The organism is Corallococcus sp. AB038B, from assembly GCF_003668955.1.
GTDB lineage: Bacteria > Myxococcota > Myxococcia > Myxococcales > Myxococcaceae > Corallococcus > Corallococcus exiguus.
This window is the reverse complement of record NZ_RAWO01000334.1, coordinates 1-392: the sequence shown is the minus strand read 5'-3', so window position 1 is coordinate 392 and position 392 is coordinate 1. Positions and strand designations below refer to the sequence as shown.

Genomic DNA, 392 nt, shown 5'->3' with positions numbered 1-392 from the left:
GAGCGCACGAACAAGGAGCACGACTTCAAGTTCGAAGGCGGCATCTCCTCGTTCGTGGAGTACCTCAACAAGTCGAAGCAGGTGCTCCACGACAAGCCCATCTCCTTCTCGGGAGACAAGGACGGCGTGGCGCTCGAGCTGGCGATGCAGTGGAACGACGGCTACGACGAGCGCGTCTACACCTTCGCCAACAACATCAACACCCAGGATGGTGGCAGCCACCTGTCCGGCTTCAAGGCGGGCCTGACGCGCACGCTCAACAGCTACGCGGAGAAGAGTGGCATCTGGAAGGACCTCAAGGAGACGCCCACGGGTGAGGACGCCCGCGAGGGCCTGTCCGCCGTCATCTCCGTCAAGGTGTCCAACCCCCAGTTCGAGGGCCAGACGAAGAC

The 392-nt window shown here is 62.5% G+C and carries 1 pseudogene; it reads left to right on the top strand.

The window, feature by feature from the left end:
- Nucleotides 1-392, top strand: a pseudogene (locus D7Y04_RS43475) (DNA gyrase subunit B); the annotation flags it as partial.